This is a genomic window from Moritella sp. 24 (assembly GCF_018219155.1).
In the GTDB taxonomy this organism is placed as follows: Bacteria; Pseudomonadota; Gammaproteobacteria; order Enterobacterales; family Moritellaceae; genus Moritella.
On sequence record NZ_CP056123.1, the window covers coordinates 490,685 to 508,232 of the forward strand.

At 41.3% G+C, this 17,548-nt stretch carries 16 protein-coding genes; 13 read left to right on the forward strand and 3 right to left on the reverse strand.

The window, feature by feature from the left end:
- The first annotated feature begins 17 nt into the window (after positions 1-17).
- Genes hflX through hflC form a run of 3 tightly spaced genes read left to right on the forward strand, consistent with a single transcriptional unit; the run spans position 18 to position 3,399 of the window.
- Entirely contained in the window at positions 18-1,307 is a 1,290-nt protein-coding gene (gene hflX, locus HWV00_RS02275) for a ribosome rescue GTPase HflX (protein WP_211684514.1), read from the forward strand.
- 49 nt (positions 1,308-1,356) lie between these two features.
- Positions 1,357-2,520 (forward strand): FtsH protease activity modulator HflK, encoded by a 1,164-nt coding sequence (gene hflK, locus HWV00_RS02280; protein ID WP_211684515.1) that lies wholly within the window; start codon positions 1,357-1,359, stop codon positions 2,518-2,520.
- Positions 2,521-2,523: 3 nt separating this feature from the next.
- Positions 2,524-3,399, forward strand: coding sequence for a protease modulator HflC (hflC, locus tag HWV00_RS02285; protein WP_211684516.1), 876 nt, complete (start codon positions 2,524-2,526; stop codon positions 3,397-3,399).
- 117 nt (positions 3,400-3,516) lie between these two features.
- Here hflC and fldB read toward each other — a convergent pair whose 3' ends face one another.
- Positions 3,517-4,038 (reverse strand): flavodoxin FldB, encoded by a 522-nt coding sequence (gene fldB, locus HWV00_RS02290; protein WP_211684517.1) that lies wholly within the window; start codon positions 4,036-4,038, stop codon positions 3,517-3,519.
- 238 nt (positions 4,039-4,276) lie between these two features.
- Here fldB and xerD point away from each other — a divergent pair, with 238 nt between their 5' ends.
- The 6 genes from xerD (at position 4,277) to lysS (ending at position 11,293) form a co-directional block, all read left to right on the forward strand.
- A complete protein-coding gene (gene xerD / locus HWV00_RS02295) occupies positions 4,277-5,167 on the forward strand; it encodes a site-specific tyrosine recombinase XerD (protein ID WP_211684518.1) in 891 nt (296 codons plus the stop codon).
- A gap of 106 nt (positions 5,168-5,273) precedes the next feature.
- Positions 5,274-6,077, forward strand: coding sequence for a bifunctional protein-disulfide isomerase/oxidoreductase DsbC (dsbC, locus tag HWV00_RS02300; protein ID WP_211684519.1), 804 nt, complete (start codon positions 5,274-5,276; stop codon positions 6,075-6,077).
- On the forward strand, positions 6,074-7,804 hold the full coding sequence (gene recJ, locus HWV00_RS02305; RefSeq protein WP_211684520.1) for a single-stranded-DNA-specific exonuclease RecJ: 1,731 nt from the start codon (positions 6,074-6,076) through the stop codon (positions 7,802-7,804). The genes dsbC and recJ overlap by 4 nt, the downstream gene beginning before the upstream one ends.
- A 133-nt stretch (positions 7,805-7,937) precedes the next feature.
- Positions 7,938-8,351 (forward strand): CBS domain-containing protein, encoded by a 414-nt coding sequence (locus HWV00_RS02310; RefSeq protein ID WP_211684521.1) that lies wholly within the window; start codon positions 7,938-7,940, stop codon positions 8,349-8,351.
- Positions 8,352-8,668: 317 nt separating this feature from the next.
- A protein-coding gene (gene prfB / locus HWV00_RS02315) for a peptide chain release factor 2 (protein WP_211684522.1) occupies positions 8,669-9,767 on the forward strand; the annotation gives its coding sequence in 2 pieces (ribosomal slippage) (positions 8,669-8,743 and positions 8,745-9,767; 1,098 coding nt in all).
- 17 nt (positions 9,768-9,784) lie between these two features.
- Positions 9,785-11,293 carry a lysine--tRNA ligase gene (gene lysS / locus HWV00_RS02320; protein WP_211684523.1) on the forward strand — a complete coding sequence of 503 codons (1,509 nt, stop codon included), beginning with the start codon at positions 9,785-9,787 and terminating at the stop codon, positions 11,291-11,293.
- Positions 11,294-11,427: 134 nt separating this feature from the next.
- Here lysS and ygfZ read toward each other — a convergent pair whose 3' ends face one another.
- Positions 11,428-12,414, reverse strand: a complete 987-nt coding sequence (gene ygfZ / locus HWV00_RS02325; RefSeq protein ID WP_211684524.1) for a tRNA-modifying protein YgfZ — start codon at positions 12,412-12,414, stop codon at positions 11,428-11,430.
- Positions 12,415-12,534: 120 nt separating this feature from the next.
- On the opposite strand from ygfZ, the gene HWV00_RS02330 reads away from it, so the two are divergent.
- The 4 genes from HWV00_RS02330 (at position 12,535) to HWV00_RS02345 (ending at position 15,740) form a co-directional block, all read left to right on the forward strand.
- Positions 12,535-12,786 (forward strand): succinate dehydrogenase assembly factor 2, encoded by a 252-nt coding sequence (locus tag HWV00_RS02330; protein ID WP_211684525.1) that lies wholly within the window; start codon positions 12,535-12,537, stop codon positions 12,784-12,786.
- The gene (locus HWV00_RS02335; RefSeq protein WP_255554874.1) at positions 12,764-13,177 is read left to right on the forward strand and encodes a protein YgfX; all 414 of its coding nucleotides are present in this window, start codon (positions 12,764-12,766) and stop codon (positions 13,175-13,177) included. Before HWV00_RS02330 ends, HWV00_RS02335 begins: the two co-directional genes overlap by 23 nt.
- Before the next feature lie 43 nt (positions 13,178-13,220).
- A complete protein-coding gene (locus tag HWV00_RS02340) occupies positions 13,221-15,152 on the forward strand; it encodes an alkaline phosphatase D family protein (protein ID WP_370630478.1) in 1,932 nt (643 codons plus the stop codon).
- A 66-nt stretch (positions 15,153-15,218) separates the two neighbouring features.
- Complete coding sequence (locus HWV00_RS02345) at positions 15,219-15,740, forward strand: PaaI family thioesterase (RefSeq protein ID WP_211684526.1); 522 nt, start codon at positions 15,219-15,221, stop codon at positions 15,738-15,740.
- A 66-nt stretch (positions 15,741-15,806) separates the two neighbouring features.
- Here HWV00_RS02345 and nadB read toward each other — a convergent pair whose 3' ends face one another.
- Positions 15,807-17,411, reverse strand: a complete 1,605-nt coding sequence (gene nadB / locus HWV00_RS02350) for an L-aspartate oxidase (protein ID WP_211684527.1) — start codon at positions 17,409-17,411, stop codon at positions 15,807-15,809.
- Positions 17,412-17,548 lie beyond the last annotated feature (137 nt).

Genomic DNA, 17,548 nt, shown 5'->3' on the forward strand with positions numbered 1-17,548 from the left:
CATAGGGAGTCGTCCAGTTGTTTGATCGCCATGAAGCAGGTGAACGTGCCATATTAGTGCACGTTAACTTTAATGATGAAGGCAACAGAGAAGATCTGCATGAGTTAGAAATGCTGGTTTCCTCTGCTGGTGTTAATGCGTTATCTGTCGTAACAGGTTCGCGTTCAAGACCACACCCTAAATATTTTGTTGGTACAGGTAAAGCGGAAGAAATCGCTGAAGCTGTTAAGCTCTATAATGCTGATATTGTTATTTTTAATCATGCATTAGCACCTCGTCAAGAACGTAACTTAGAAGCGTTAATTGAATGTCGTGTTGTAGACCGTACTGGCCTTATTTTAGATATATTTTCTCAGCGTGCACGTACCCATGAAGGTAAGTTACAAGTTGAATTAGCGCAACTGCGCCACATGTCGACCCGATTAATTCGAGGTTGGACGCATCTAGAACGCCAAAAAGGCGGTATTGGTATGCGTGGTCCAGGTGAAACTCAGCTTGAAACAGATCGTCGTTTATTACGCGTTCGTATCGACAGTATTTTGCGTCGTTTAGACAAAGTGGTAACCAAGCGCGATCAAGGTCGTCGCTCACGTAAACGTCGTGAAATACCGACAATTTCGTTAGTGGGTTATACCAATGCGGGTAAATCGACTCTGTTTAATCGCTTAACCGATTCTGAAGTGTATGCCGCGGATCAATTATTTGCGACGTTAGACCCGACATTACGCCGTATTGCGGTCGCTGATGTTGGTGAAGTTGTTTTAGCGGATACCGTTGGTTTTATTCGTCACTTACCACATGATTTAGTGGCGGCTTTTAAGGCAACATTAACAGAAACGCGAGAAGCGGATCTACTTTTACATGTAATTGATTGTGCAGATGAAAATATGCGCGGTAATATTATAGAAGTAAATTCGGTATTAACAGAAATTGATGCAGGCGAAGTACCTGTATTAATGGTATATAACAAAGTTGATAAGCTTGATGATGGCCGTTGTCGTATTGATTATGATGATGAAGGTAAACCAGTTAATGTCTGGCTATCTGCAATGTCAGGCGAAGGTACAGAGTTTTTATACCAAGCATTAACAGAGTTATTGGCAAGTACCATGAAAGTGGTCAAACTACAGTTACCACCAATGCAGGGTAACATCGTTAGCCACTTATATAATCTCGATTGTATTGAGCATGAAGCGTTTGCTGAAAATGGTGACTGGCTACTCGACATTAGAATGACTATGATTGATTGGCAGCGTTTGAAAAAACACAAATGTAATAACATTGAAGATTTTATCCTTCAGCAGTAGGCTGATATAATTAATATTTTCCCGAAACTATCTGGTAATGGAGATGCAAATGGCTTGGAATGAGCCCGGAAATGGCGGTAATAAAGATCGCGACCCTTGGGGACAAAAAGGGAAAGAGCAGGGACCCCCTGATCTTGATGAAGTATTTAAAAAGCTAACCAGCAAATTCGGTGGCGGTAAAGGCAGTAAGTTTTCAGGCGGTTCTAACTTTAATAAAGTTGGTGTCTCACTGGTACTTGGTGTACTTGCTGTTATTTGGGTTGTCAGTGGTTTCTACACAATCAAAGAAGCTGAACGTGGTGTTGTATTACGCTTAGGTCAGTATTCTAAAACGGTTGAGCCGGGTTTATCTTGGTTACCGACGTTTGTTGATCGTGTGATTCCAGTTGATGTTAAGAGCATCCGCTCTATGCCTGCGGCTGGTTCAATGTTAACAATGGATGAAAACGTTGTAGACGTAAAAATGGATATTCAATATCGCGTTATTGACCCGCGTGAGTATCTATTCAGCGTAACAAATCCAGACGATAGCCTACATCAAGCTGTTGATAGTGCATTACGTTTTGTTGTTGGTCATACAACAATGGATGATGTGATCACAACTGGTCGTGAAATTGTACGTCAAAGTACCCGTGAGAATATTGAATCTATCATTGATGAATATCACATGGGTATTGAACTTGTTGATGTTAACTTCTTGTCTGCACGTCCACCGGAAGCAGTTAAAGATGCATTCGATGATGCAATTGCAGCACAAGAAGATGAACAACGTTATATTCGTGAAGCAGAAGCTTATGCGCGTGAAATTGAACCGACAGCACGTGGTCAAGTGAAACGTATTGGACAAGAAGCAAAAGCATACCAAGAGCAAATCGTATTGAAAGCTCAAGGTGAAGTAGCACGTTTCGAAAGTCTGTTACCACAATATCAACTTGCACCTGAAGTGACACGCCAGCGTTTATATCTAGAAACAATGGAAAGAGTTTATGCAAACACAACGAAAGTTGTTGTTGATACTCAAGGTACGGGTAATATGCTGTATCTACCGTTGGACAAGATCATGAGTGCTAACGCAGGTGATAATACACCAGCTCGTTCAGCAAACTCAGTGCCAGCACCACAACAACCAGCAAAATCAAACAACCGTTATCAGTACCCAGATACGAATAGTAGTGATGTTCGTCCTGACCGTTTTAGCACAGGGAGAAACTAAGCTATGAATCAATTAAAAGCAGTTATTTTAGTACTTGTGCTATTACTTGGTTTTTCATCTTTCTTCGTGGTAAATGAAGGTGAACGTGCACTCGTTGTTCGTTTTGGTAAAGTTCTTAAAACGGATGATGCAGCGAAGGTTTACCTTCCTGGTTTGAACTTTAAAGTACCATTTATTGATTCGATTCGTGTATTAAGCTCTCGCTTACAAACACTTGATGGCCAAGCTGACCGTTTCGTTACGTCTGAAAAGAAAGATTTAATTATCGATTCTTACGTGAAATGGCGTATTGAAGACTTTGAAACATTTTACCTTGCAACGAATGGCGGTAACTTCCTTCAAGCTGAGTCTTTACTACAACGTAAAATTACCAATGGTCTACGTAATGAGATCGGTAACCGTACAATTAAAGATATTGTTTCAGGCCAACGTGGTCAGGTAATGGAAACAGCATTGAAACGTATGGCACGTTCGTCAGAGCTAGGTATCCTAGTTGAAGATGTACGTATTAAGCAGATCAACTTACCGCAGGAAGTAAGTAACAGTATCTTCCAACGTATGAGTGCAGAGCGTCATGCTGTAGCGAAAGAACACCGTTCGCAAGGTTATGAGCAAGCTGAAATCTTAAAAGCAGAAGTGGATGCGAAAGTAACCGTTATGCTTGCTGATGCAAATCGTTTAGCACGTCAACTACGTGGTGAAGGTGATGCGAAAGCAGCGAGAATTTATGCTGACACATACAATAAAGATGCTGAGTTCTATGGCTTCTTACGTAGTCTAGAAGCGTACTCTAAGAGCTTTAGCAGTAAGTCTGATGTATTAGTTGTTTCTCCTGAGAGTGACTTCTTTAATTACATGAAAGGCACTTCGTTAAAATAGTCATTGCTTGTCAATGAACAGTAAAAAGCCGCGATTATCATTGATAGTCGCGGCTTTTTTTATATGTCGATTTCGTGCTAGCAGAATGGCGCTAATTTTCGGTCACGGGATTAGCGATTACGAATAGTGCGCTTCAATTTGCTCTAACACTTGCAATGTCCAAGCTGAAATACGTTCATCAGTCTGGTCGTACTGACTGTCTTCATCGAGTGCTAAGCCTAAGAATTGACTCTCGTCTTCTGTTAATGCTTTTGATGCGACAAATTCATAACCTTCATTTGGCCATTGACCGATAAAGTGAATGCCTTTGCCTTGCAGTTCGTCAAATAGCATCCCCATTGCGTCAAGAAACCATTCGCTATAGTTAACTTGATCACCAAGACCAAATAGCGCAACTGTTTTACCAGCCAGGTTAATTCCTGCAATATCAGACCATAGGTCGCCCCAGTCTTCTTGAAGTTCACCGTAATCCCAAGTTGAAATACCAAATAGAACGACATCATAGGTTTCTATATCAGTAAAACCCGTGTCTTTAATGTCATGTAAGTCGACAAGTTCTTCACCAATTTCAGCTTGGATCTTTTCCGCAGCCATGGTGGTATAAAAAGTAGTAGAGCCGTAATATAAACCGATTTTCATTATCTACATCCAAAGACAGTGTTGCGAATCAAACTATATGTTGATAAATGCTATGTGTTAATCATGCTCTGAGCGATCACTTGCTCATCGCTATGCATAGTAACATGAGATAATTGTACTATAATTCATGTTTATTTATACAGTGTTGTTATACTGCGAAATAGAGATGACGAGTGCTATTGCTACTTGTAAAGAAATCGTCATAAAAGTATAGGGTATAACAGCATAGGGCATACGCTTGGAAAAGATTGAGATAATTGAACAGTTTTTAGATGTGATGTGGCATGAGCGCGGATTATCAGATAATACGTTGACGTCTTATCGTAATGACTTAAACCAATATCATCATTGGTTAGTGCAACATAAACAACAATTATTGACCGTTGACCGCCTTGAGATCCAAGCGTTCATGGCGAGTCGTTTTGACTTGGGCTATAAAGCCAGTAGCACTGCACGTCAGTTGAGTGCTATCCGTCGTCTTTATCAATACTTTTATCGTGAGCAATTACGTGGTGATGATCCAACGGCCTTACTTATCAGTCCCAAATTACCTCAGCGTTTACCCGGTGATTTATCCGAAGCGGAAGTCGATGCACTATTGGCTGCGCCTGAATTAGATGATCCAATCCAACTACGTGACAAAGCCATGATGGAGCTGTTATATGCAACGGGATTGCGGGTATCGGAACTTGTTGGCCTGAGTATGGAATCGATGAGTCTGCGACAAGGTTTAGTGCGTGTCACCGGTAAAGGTGGCAAGGAGCGTTTAGTACCTATGGGTGAAGAGGCTATTTATTGGACCGAACGCTTTATTGATGAAGGGCGTGCGACCTTATTGAAGGGCTTAACATCAGATGTGGTATTTCCATCAAGACGAGGCAATTTTATGACCCGTCAGACGTTCTGGCATCGCTTAAAGCATTATTCCCAAGTGGCAGGGGTGACAACTCATCTATCTCCTCATACATTACGCCATGCTTTTGCTACCCATTTATTGAACTATGGCGCAGACCTACGTGTCGTACAGATGTTATTGGGGCACAGCGATTTATCGACAACACAAATTTATACGCATGTTGCAACTGCGCGATTAGAGCAACTGCATAGTGAGCATCATCCTCGCGCGTGATTACGCTGATGACACAGCATTAACAAGGATTAAGGGTAGTGATAAATAACGAATTCTGTTAATTTATCGATCATAGATATCCATTAAGGATAGGAGCGGAGAGCAGATGTTAAAGAAAATATTAATTACAGCAATGGCTGCAGGTTTAGTTGGTAGTTTTGTATTAGGTGTCAGTGGTGCATCTGCGCAAAAGGTGAGTACACCTGCTGCGATCACACCGACAGAACAGGTATCTACAAATATAGCCTCATCAGCGGAACAGCAAGATATTTCACGTCTATTAGCCGCGAAGCTTAACTTTAAAGTGAGCAGTGTGAGCGATAGTGTTATCCCAGGGTTGTTTGAAGTAGTGACTGAGCAAGGTATTTTTTACGTTAATGCCGATGCCTCTAATCTTATTCAGGGTTCGCTTTATCAAGTTGATGAGAACGGCGTTACGGATTTAACAGAACAAGCAATGGGTAAAGTACGTCAACAGGCAATGCAAAAATTTGCTGACGATACGATTAATTACCCTGCTGAAAATGAAAAGTATTCAATCACTGTGTTCACCGATATTAATTGTGGCTACTGCCGTAAGTTACATAACGAAATAGCACAGCTTAATAAATTGGGTGTTAGTGTTAAATACTTAGCCTTCCCACGCGGTGGTTTAAACTCTAAAACGTATCAAGACATGGCTTCTATTTGGTGTGCTGAAAACAGTGCTGAAGCGATGAATAATGCGAAACGTGGTGGTAAAGTTGTACCTGAAATGTGTACAAATACCGTTGCACAGCAATATGACCTTGGTCGACGTTTAGGGGTGACTGGTACCCCAGCGATTGTCTTTGACAATGGACAAATGCAACCGGGTTATGTACCTGCTAACCAGCTTATTAGTATTCTAGAAAAGATGGATAAATCTTGAACAAACAAATTAAACGTCGCGAGAACGTCGATAGTGGCGGCATATCAGCAGCAGTACCTGCGTTATTACGTCAAATTTATGCAAGTCGTGGCGTGAAGACGGATCAAGAATTAGATAAGGGGGCGAAGAACTTATTACGCCCTAATCAGCTTAAAGGCATGAGCGAAGCATGTGCATTATTAGTCACCGCGTTAGAACAAAATCAACGCATTATTATTGTGGGTGATTTTGATGCTGACGGCGCAACAAGTACTGCGTTGTCGATGCTTGGTTTCAAAATGTTGGGCTATCGTAATGTTGATTTCTTAGTACCAAACCGTTTTGAATTTGGCTATGGTTTAAGTCCTGAAATTGTTGATCTTGCCGCGACAAATGGTGCGCAAGTGATCATGACTGTGGATAATGGTATCTCGAGTATTGCGGGTGTTGCTGCGGCAAAAGCGCTTGGCATCAAAGTGCTCGTGACCGATCACCATCTACCGGGTGCTGAAGCGCCAGATGCTGACGCGATCGTTAACCCTAATCAGCATGGATGTACATTTCCAAGTAAAAATTTGGCGGGTGTAGGTGTTGCCTTCTACGTTATGCTGGCATTGCGCGGTGCATTACGTGAGCAAGATTGGTTTGCGAAACAAGGATTAGCTGAGCCTAATTTAGCTTGTTTACTGGATATTGTTGCATTAGGTACAGTGGCTGATGTTGTGCCTTTAGATGCAAATAATCGTATTTTGGTGCATCAAGGTTTACAGCGTATTCGTGCTGATAAATGCCGTCCAGGTATTAAAGCCTTGATCGAAATTGCTAACCGAAATCAAGCGCAACTGTGCGCAAGTGATCTGGGTTTTGCATTAGGACCTCGATTGAATGCAGCAGGTCGCTTAGATGACATGTCAGTTGGTGTTGCGACGTTATTATGTGAAGACCTCAATAACGCACGTCGTTTTGCTGGCGAGCTTGATAGCCTTAATGAAGAACGTAAAGAAATTGAAAGTTCGATGCAGCAAGAAGCATTATCGATACTAAAAAGTGTTGATTTTGATGCTGGACAAGTTCCTTTTGGTATCTGTTTGTTTCAAGATGATTGGCACCAAGGTGTTGTTGGTTTAGTTGCTTCTCGTATCAAAGAACGCTTCCATCGTCCGGTTATTGCTTTTGCTGATGCTGGAGAAGGTGAGATCAAGGGCTCGGCACGTTCAATTCCTGGTTTACACTTACGCGATGTTTTAGAGCTGCTTGATACTCGAAATCCGGGCATGATTCTTAAGTTTGGTGGTCATGCAATGGCAGCAGGCTTGTCTCTACGCCTTGATTGTTATGAAGAGTTTACAAATCAGTTTAATACATTGGTACAAGAGTTGTTAACGGAAGAACAGCTAACTGGTGTGGTATTAAGTGATGGTGAATTACCAAGTTCGGATCTTTCACTGCCAACGGCTGAGTTAATTAAAGAAGCTGCGCCATGGGGACAAATGTTTCCTGAGCCGATCTTTGATGGTATTTTTAGATTACGCGAACAACGCCTTGTTGGTAAAAAGCATTTAAAAATGATGCTGGAACCAGAGTTAGGTGGGCCACTCGTTGATGCCATCGCTTTTAATGTTGATTTAGAAGTGTGGCCTGATGCGTCGGTACAAAAAATTGAACTTGCTTATAAACTGGATGTAAATGAGTTCCGTGGTAAACGTAGCTTGCAGTTTATGGTTGAGCATTTACAGCCATTACGTTAATTGTATTTGGATTATTTTCGATAGCTAAAGACGATTGAATGTTTAAGTTTAATCGTCTTTAGCTATTGTGATTTTGGCGTTATAGTTATTACCTCTTCTACAGTAATCTTGCTTTAAGATAAGGATATAGACAATGACTATGCAACGCGTAATGAATAAAATGAAAATTAATGCTCCGAGTATTCCCTGTGGTACGTCACTTGTCGCTGTCGTTGACTTATTTACTAAGTATAAGATTAATGCCGTGCCTGTTGTGAATTCTGAAAATGAAGTGATTGGTTTTGTCTCAGAGTCTGACTGTATACAAGCGCTAATTAGTGGCAGCTATCACTGTGATCAACCTGCGATTGTTAACGATGTAATGACGAGTAATGTTGTCAGCGTATCACCACAAGACAATATAATTGATGTCGCTATTCGTATGACCAAAGATAATTTTAGTATCTATCCTGTTGTTGAAAGTCGCAAGCTGGTGGGTATTATCAGTCGCGGTGATATTCTGAAAGTATTAGCAGAAAATAATAATCAATGTAGCAAAGTCGGTTAAGTCTTCCGGTGCTATTACCATGTAAAGCCACGCTCAATTTGCGTGGTTTTTGACTAAATTATTTCTGCATATCTCCCCCAGTTTTTATTTATTCTCATTTATTTGCTTATATTATCGATTAATTTGCTATTTTCTTAATCTTCCTCTATTTATCCTCTAGTGAATTCGGTAAAATTTGCTGTTGCGTAAAATCCCATAGTTAGAACAATATACTTAGCTGAATGTTGAGCTGAATATCCTTATTTGATGTTCGTCATATCATGCTAAGTACAATATCTTTAGCAAGTTGCTAAGTATAACCAAAATAGAGCAGAATCATGTTTGAAGTAAATCCAGTATTAAATAAATTAAAGGAGCTAGGCGAACGCGCTGAGCTGCTTCGGGGGTACCTTTGACTACGATGCCAGTAAAGAGCGTCTAGAAGAGGTAACTGCGGAATTAGAGTCATCAGAAGTATGGAATGATCCTAAGCGAGCACAAGAATTAGGTAAGGAACGCGCGTCATTAGAATTGGTTGTAAAAACGATTGATGATCTAGGCACGGGTTGTGATGATGTTGAAGGCTTGGTTGAACTGGCAGTTGAAGCTGAAGACGAAGAAACATTTGCAGAAGCTGAACATGAAATTATCGGTTTGGAAGCACAGCTTGCTAAGCTTGAGTTTCGTCGTATGTTTTCTGGCAAACAAGATTCAAATGATTGCTACCTTGATATCCAATCTGGCTCAGGCGGTACTGAAGCTCAGGATTGGGCAAACATGCTACTACGTATGTTCTTACGATGGGGTGAGGCACACAAATTTAAAGTTGATCTGATCGAAGTATCAGACGGCGATGTAGCCGGAATCAAAGGTGCGACTATCCGTTTGGGTGGTGAGTACGCTTATGGTTGGTTACGTACCGAAACGGGTGTTCACCGTTTAGTGCGTAAATCACCATTTGATTCAAGTGGCCGTCGTCATACATCATTTGCCTCTGTATTTGTATATCCAGAGATTGATGACAGCATTGAGATTGATTTAAATCCATCGGACTTACGTATTGATGTATACCGTGCTTCTGGCGCGGGTGGTCAGCACGTAAATACAACAGAATCAGCGGTACGTATTACTCACTTACCAACCAATCTTGTTGTACAATGCCAGAATGATCGCTCTCAGCATAAGAATAAAGATGCAGCGATGAAACAAATGCGAGCGAAATTGTTTGAGTATGAAATGCAAAAACAAAACGCTGAAAAACAAATCGCAGAAGACGCTAAGTCAGATATCGGTTGGGGCAGTCAGATCCGTTCATACGTTCTGGATGACTCACGCGTAAAAGATTTACGTACTGGTGTTGAAACACGCAACACACAAGCCGTTTTAGACGGTGATTTAGACAAATTTATTGAAGCCAGCCTGAAATCAGGCCTGTAAAAAAATAGGGTTAAACAATGACTGAACAGTTACAAGATGAAAACAAACTGATTGCAGAACGTCGCGCGAAACTAGATCATATCCGCACAAACTGTAAAGCAAATGGCCACCCTAATGACTTCCGCGTAAAACATAAGTCGGCAGATTTACAGGCTGAATTTGGCGAAAAGTCAAAAGAAGAGCTGATTGAAATGCAGCACGTGGTAAGCATCGCAGGCCGTATCATGGCTAAACGTGGTCCTTTCCTTGCTATCCAAGATACAACGGGTCGTATTCAAGCATACGCTGCAAAAGATGTGCAAAAAGCACAAAAAGCAGAGCTTGGCGGTCTAGATATCGGTGATATCGTTGGTATTACTGGTGCGCTTAACAAGTCTGGTAAAGGCGATCTTTACGTTGAAATGACAGAATATGTGCTACTAACTAAAGCACTACGTCCATTACCAGAAAAATTCCACGGTCTAACTGACCAAGAAATGCGTTACCGTCAACGTTATGTTGATCTTATTGTAAATGCTGAATCGCGTAATGCATTCATCGTTCGTTCTAAGCTAGTAACAGCTATCCGTAACTTCATGGTATCAAAAGATTACATGGAAGTTGAAACGCCAATGATGCATGTGATCCCTGGTGGCGCAACAGCGCGTCCATTTATCACGCACCATAACGCACTTGATCAAGAAATGTATCTACGTGTAGCACCTGAACTATACCTTAAGCGTTTAGTTGTTGGTGGTTTTGATCGTGTATTCGAAATCAACCGTAACTTCCGTAACGAAGGTCTATCACCGCGTCACAACCCTGAATTCACTATGATGGAATTCTACCAAGCTTACGCTGATTATAATGATCTTATGGATTTCACTGAAGAAATGCTAAGTACTGTAGCGGTTGAAGTGTTAGGTGCTACATCTATGCCTTACGGTGATGAGACTGTTGAATTTGGTGGTAAATACACACGTATTAGCATGCTAGATGCAATCAAACAGTACAACCCTGAGCACGAAGTTATTCAAGCGTTGACTAATGAAGGTGTTCAAGATCGTGAATTAATGGTTTCTATTGCTAAATCATTAAACATGACTGTTGAGAAATTCTGGACTTGTGGTCAATTACTGGAAGAGATCTTTGGTGAAACTGCTGAACCACAACTGATTCAGCCTACATTCATCACTGGCTACCCAGCTGATATTTCGCCACTAGCACGTCGTAGCGATGACAACCCATTCTTCACTGACCGTTTTGAGTTCTTCATCGGCGGCCGTGAAGTTGCAAATGGTTTCTCTGAGCTTAACGATGCGCAAGATCAAGACGAACGTTTCAAAGCACAAGTAAACGCGAAAGATGCGGGTGATGATGAAGCGATGTACTACGATGCAGATTACATCACTGCACTAGAACATGGTTTACCGCCAACAGCAGGTCAAGGTATTGGTATCGACCGTCTAGCTATGTTATTTACGAATACACATACTATCCGTGACGTTATCCTATTCCCTGCTATGCGTCCGCAAGCAAATAGCTAATTAGTTGTTATCTGCGAGCTATTTAATTAGCTCGCATAATTAACGATAGTAAAAAGGCAGTCACGTAATGTGTCTGCCTTTTTTATTTTCTATCTTATTACCTATACACTCTATTGCACTGGCATATTTGTTAATTAATCTACTTCTACTAATGAATAAGGCAATGGCATGAAGGCTAATGTTGATTCGTTATCGGTAATTTTAAACACGCTATCTGCTTCAAGGTTATTTGGCATAACACTCGAAATGATTTGCACGCCATCGCTATAACGGTAGCTTAAGTTTACTTTACCGCTACTACGCCAGTTCTCACCCAGTTGTAATTCAATATTATCACCACTGTTTACGTCAGTCGCTGTCGCGCCAGTTAAGATCGCCATCGCACGTTTGTTGGTACCACGGTATTTAGCGCGAGCGACAGTTTCTTGTCCTGTGTAGCAACCTTTCTTAAAGCTAATGCCATCATATGCTTGTAGATTGAATGCTTGTGGGATCTGTACGTTACTCATTTCAGCACTCACAATCGGTGCTGCTGCTAAGATATCAAGGGCATCCCAGAATGAACCATCATCGGTTGCAGCTTCAGCTAAGTGTTGGCTGATCTGTTGTAGCGAGGCATCACTTTTTTGTAATAACACTAAGAAGCGCGGGGTTTCACCAATAAGTCGCATCACAAAACCATTCGGTAAATGAGTAACAGCTTCTTCGCCTAACGTAATTGCAAAAGTCTTATTCAACCACTGCTCTGCTTGTTCGCCAGCGACACCGTAAAGGTTACAAAATGCAGAGGCATCGGTGAGTTCTACTTTTGAGAATACCGCGTATTTTTTTAGTTCAGGCTGGGTGATCGCTAATGCGTCTTTACGCATGATGAAATAAAACGAATTGCCTTTTTTAGCAACTTGGAATGTTGACCATAGTTTGCCCTTGGGATCGCAATGACCACCCCAAGTTGTTTGTTGATCTTCTAAACCAACCAGATCACAGGTTAATTGACCTTGTAAGTAACTTAAACGCTGCTCACCCGTTGCCGTCATTAATCCCCATTGTGATAATTCGCTTACGATCACATTTGGTAATGTATCGGTTGATGATAGGGTCAGTTTATTAAATTGCGTCATAATTTACTCTTCTCTGGCTTGTTTTCTCTATGGTAGAGTGAACGCAGGCGTTTGTCTTTAGAAGATCTTATTTATTTTTATGATAGAATAATTATATGGATAGCAGGATAAGGGAAAAAAATGACTAAGTTAGATTCAAAAGCACGTTTACGTTGGGCTTGTCGTCGTGGCATGCTTGAATTAGATGTATTATTTCGTCCGTTTGTGGATGAAGCTTATGATGATTTATCAGACGAAGATAAATTTATTTTTCAACGCTTGTTAGAAGGCGAAGATCCACAATTATTTGCTTGGGCAATGGGCCATGAAAAGTGTGAAGATCCAGAATTAGCCTACATGATGGATAAAATTGTCTCAAGAGTTAAAGTGTAGCGTCACGTTACGTCCATCTAAATACTGGTTGTTACTGTGTATAACGATACATAGTGGTGTACTTGGTTTGCTGCTTACTTGGCTAACCCTTATACCTTTACAATTGGTTTATTCCGTAGTCATTATTGCTTTGTGTTTTTATCACTGTCGGCAGCATTGGCTACGCCGTCCTCGTTTTATCTATTTTACCAATGGTTATATTCAATTTGATACGGGTGGAGAGTTATTCGCCATTAACCAATATTCACGTAGTGCCGACCTTTTTATTCAATTGAGTTATTCTAGTTTGAACAAACAATGTCGCCAGTCTCAGTCGTTATATATTATGCGAGATGCCATTGACGATATTGATTATCGTCGTTTAGTGCGCACCATCAAAATATTAAACTAAACAGCATAACCGCAACAACTTCATTTTTGATTAAGAGTGATAAATGCCAACACCGATGTCCACTACTACTTTAGACCTACTGCCACTTGTTATTGCTGGCCCAATCTTACGTCATTGTGATACTCGCCATTTCACGCTGTGGTTTGTGAGTTCAACTCCCTTGTCTGAACTTAGCTTGAGATTGCAAGGTGCAGATTTTTCACGCCAATTAACCAATGATGAAGTACATACTGTTAAATTGGGTAAGCATGCTTATCAATATCTGGTTAATGTGGCGGAAGATGCGTTATTACCTGCGAATGTGGATGTTAAATACCAACTGACGGATGCTATTCAAGGAGACGTATTCGCGCAAGTTGATGAACTCTGTTATCCGAATTCACACTGCGTCGATAATGTTGAACCTGCACAGCCTAGTGTGCTCGTGAAACCACAAATTAGTGATTTATTGCACGGCTCTTGTCGTCAACCGCACCATCATAGTGATGATGCATTGGTGGCCGCAGATACGCATTTACAGCAATTATCATCGTTAGATGAGCGGCCTGCATTACTGATGTTGAGTGGTGACCAAGTCTATGTGGATGATATTGCCGGACCTATGCTACATGCTATCGGACAGGTCATTGATCTGCTAGGCCTACCAGAAGAAGGGTTTACGGCTGCAAGTATTAATAACAGTCGTGAACTAAGCTATCAACCCGAAGACATGTATCAACGGCATATAAACCTGTTGCCGAGTACTGAGTATCTAAGTAAAACAGCACTGCATAATTGGTATGTGAACCATGCTATTTTCACGTCTTCATCGGCAGAAAACCATTTGGTGAGTGTTAGTGAAATTATGGCTTTATATTTGTTGTCGTGGTCGCCGGAGTTATGGGAATTAGTCACTATCCCACGAGATGTGACAGGACTAAGTACAAAAAATTTAAAACGGTGGCAGCAGCAATGGGATAACCTGTTGGCGTTCAAAGCTGGCCTGATTAAAGTTCGCCGCCTGATGGCGCATTTACCAACGTATATGATATTTGATGATCATGACGTAACGGATGATTGGAACTTAACTGCGAAATGGGAAGAAGCGGCTTATGGTCATGCTTTTTCAAAACGGATCATCGGTAATGCCCTGATCGGTTATGCCTTATTTCAAGGCTTAGGTAATAACCCACAGGTTATGATTGAAAACCTCGGTGAAGAGTTAGATATGTATTTCTCTCAATTGACTGATGATACTCAAGATCAGCTTGTTGCGACGTTATTAAAATACGAACAATGGCACTATACCTTAGCCACTTCGCCAAAATTGGTGGTGCTGGATACACGAACGAGACGCTGGCGTAGTGAGTCCAATTTGGCTAAACCATCTGGATTAATGGATTGGGAAGCGATGATGGAGTTTCAACATGAGTTAGTGGGGGAAGATAAGGTTATCATCGTATCACCAGCGCCAATGTACGGTGTTAAGGTGATTGAAACGGTACAACGTATTGCGACGATGTGTGGTGCTTCACTATTGGTTGATGCTGAAAACTGGATGGCTCACCCTGGTACGGCGAACACATTATTGAGTATCTTTATGCACCGTAAGACACCACAGCAGTTTGTGATTCTATCGGGAGATGTTCATTACTCATTTGCCTATGAAATTGGGATCCGTTTTCGTCATGGTGGGCCGCAGATATATCAAATTACGTGTAGCGGTTTAAAAAATCAGTTCCCTGAACAATTACTTCCGTATTTCGATAAATTAAATGCGTGGTTATATGGTTATTATTCACCGTTAAACTTCTTTACTAAACGTAAACGTATGACTATTCGTGGTTGTAGACCGAACCATGATAAGGATAAACGCTTAGTTAATCACAGTGGTATTGGCATGGTGAGTTTTGCTGATAACGGGGCACCAAACAAGATAGCTGTATTGCACAGTGATATGACCGAAACTCTATTTATACCGCCAAAACATGATTAAATTCATACTTAGTTAAATTTCATTCGTGTTAGCCTTTATTTTCAATGCATTATAAGGGCTAAATGGATGAAGCTATTCAACTTATTGTCAGATACAACGAAATACACACTATTCCTACGATTATTCACACTTCTTAAAGTACCCTCGTTATTTTATGTTCGACCTTCAGTTCATCAACTTGATGAACGTATTTGTACTATTAAGATCCCGTTTAAAAGACGTAATAAGAATCACATGAATTCGATGTTTGTGGGGGTGCTTGCAAGTGGCGCTGACTGTGCGGGTGTATTAGCAGCAATGCACAAAACTCAGATGAAAGGCGTTAAGGTGGCTTTTGCGCTAAAATCGATGCAGGTCGATTTTATTAAACGTGCAGAGGGGGATACTTATTTTACTTGTGAGCAAGGACTTGATATTGCCCAGTATGTAAAGGAGGCGGTGATTACTGGCGAGCGATTAAATAGACCGATTAAGATTATTGCGACTTGCCCTGAGAGTAGTGGCGATGAACCTGTTGCCGCATTTACTTTAATGTTGTCATTGAAAAGTATGAAGCAATCAACCGACATAAATAAGGTTGCAGCTTAATATGAAAAAAAAAGCAGCTAGTTAGCTGCTTTTTTGTGTTTATTCTCATGACTAATTAGCCGCAAGCTATACCTTAGGTTGTAAGATCGTTGGCTCTGGTTCGTCAAATTGCTCTGGGTAGTCAAGTGTGTAGTGCAAGCCGCGACTTTCTTTACGTTCTAATGCACAACGGATAATTAAATCTGCAACTGTGACGAGGTTTCTTAATTCTAATAAGTTGTTGCTGACGCGGAAGTTACTATAGTACTCATCAATTTCTTGTTGTAATAGATTCACACGACGCAGCGCACGCTCTAGACGTTTCGTTGTTCTTACAATCCCAACATAATCCCACATAAACAGACGCAGCTCATGCCAGTTATGTTGAATAATCACTTCTTCATCAGAGTTAGTTACTTTGCTCTCATCCCAAGCTGGAATGCAGTAATTTTTACGCTGTTTATGTAACTTAGACAGGATATCTTCTGCTGCCGCGTGTGCAAAAACAATACACTCTAATAATGAATTACTCGCGAGACGATTTGCACCGTGTAAGCCAGTATAAGCAACTTCACCTATCGCATATAAGCCGCGCATGTCAGTTTGACCTGTTAAGTCAGTCATGACACCACCACAGGTATAATGGGCTGCTGGTACGGCTGGTATCGGATCTGTCGTGATATCAATACCTAACTTTAAGCAACGTTCATAAATAGTCGGGAAGTGGTTAATAATAAATTCAGCAGGTTTGTGGCTGATATCTAAATAAACACAGTCACTACCAAGACGTTTCATTTCAAAATCGATAGCACGGGCAACAATGTCACGAGGAGCAAGCTCTGCTCGTTCATCGAAGCTAGGCATAAAACGTGTGCCATCGGCATGACGTAAATAAGCGCCTTCACCACGTAATGCTTCTGTTAATAAGAAGTTCTTTGCATCTGGGTGGAATAAGCAGGTAGGGTGAAATTGATTGAATTCCATGTTTGCCACACGACAACCTGCGCGCCATGCCATTGCAATGCCATCACCACTCGATACATCGGGGTTACTGGTATATTGGTAAACTTTACTTGCACCACCCGTTGCCAAAATAACAAAGCGTGCTTTAATTACTTCTACTTTTTCGGCTTCTCGGTTCCAAACATAGGCACCAACAATACGGTTGGTTGCTTGGTTTAGCTGTTTTGTCGAGATCAGGTCAACCGCGTTAAAGCGTTCCATTAAGGTAATGTTAGGGTGTTGGCTAACATTATCAATTAAGGTTGTTTGTACTGCTTTACCTGTTGCATCCGCGGCATGCAGAATACGGCGATGGCTGTGGCCGCCTTCTTTGGTGAGGTGGTATTGCTGGTCACCATTGTCGTCAGAGACTTGATCAAAAGGTGCCCCTTTATCAATTAACCAGTTTAAACTGGTAGCAGCACTACTCGCTGTAAAGCTAACCGTTTCTTCATCACATAAGCCTGCACCCGCGATAAGCGTATCGGCAACGTGGCCTTCAATACTGTCAGATTCATCAAAAACAGCGGCAATACCGCCTTGGGCATAGAGCGTTGAACCTTCTGTTAGGCTGCTTTTACTCAACACTGTGACTTTAGCGTGATCTGCTAATTTTAAGGCCAGCGAGAGTCCTGCGGCACCACTGCCGATAATCAGTACATCGCTTTGGTATTCCGCATTTGTTCTCATAGTTTCCGCTCTATTTGTAGTATGCTGTTATGACTAACTCTTAAGTAGGCATTATAAGCTTTAAATCTCGGGCAATAAAAAGGTATTTTGATTTATTTAGCCTTATTTTGATTTATTTAGCGCGATGACTAACTTTA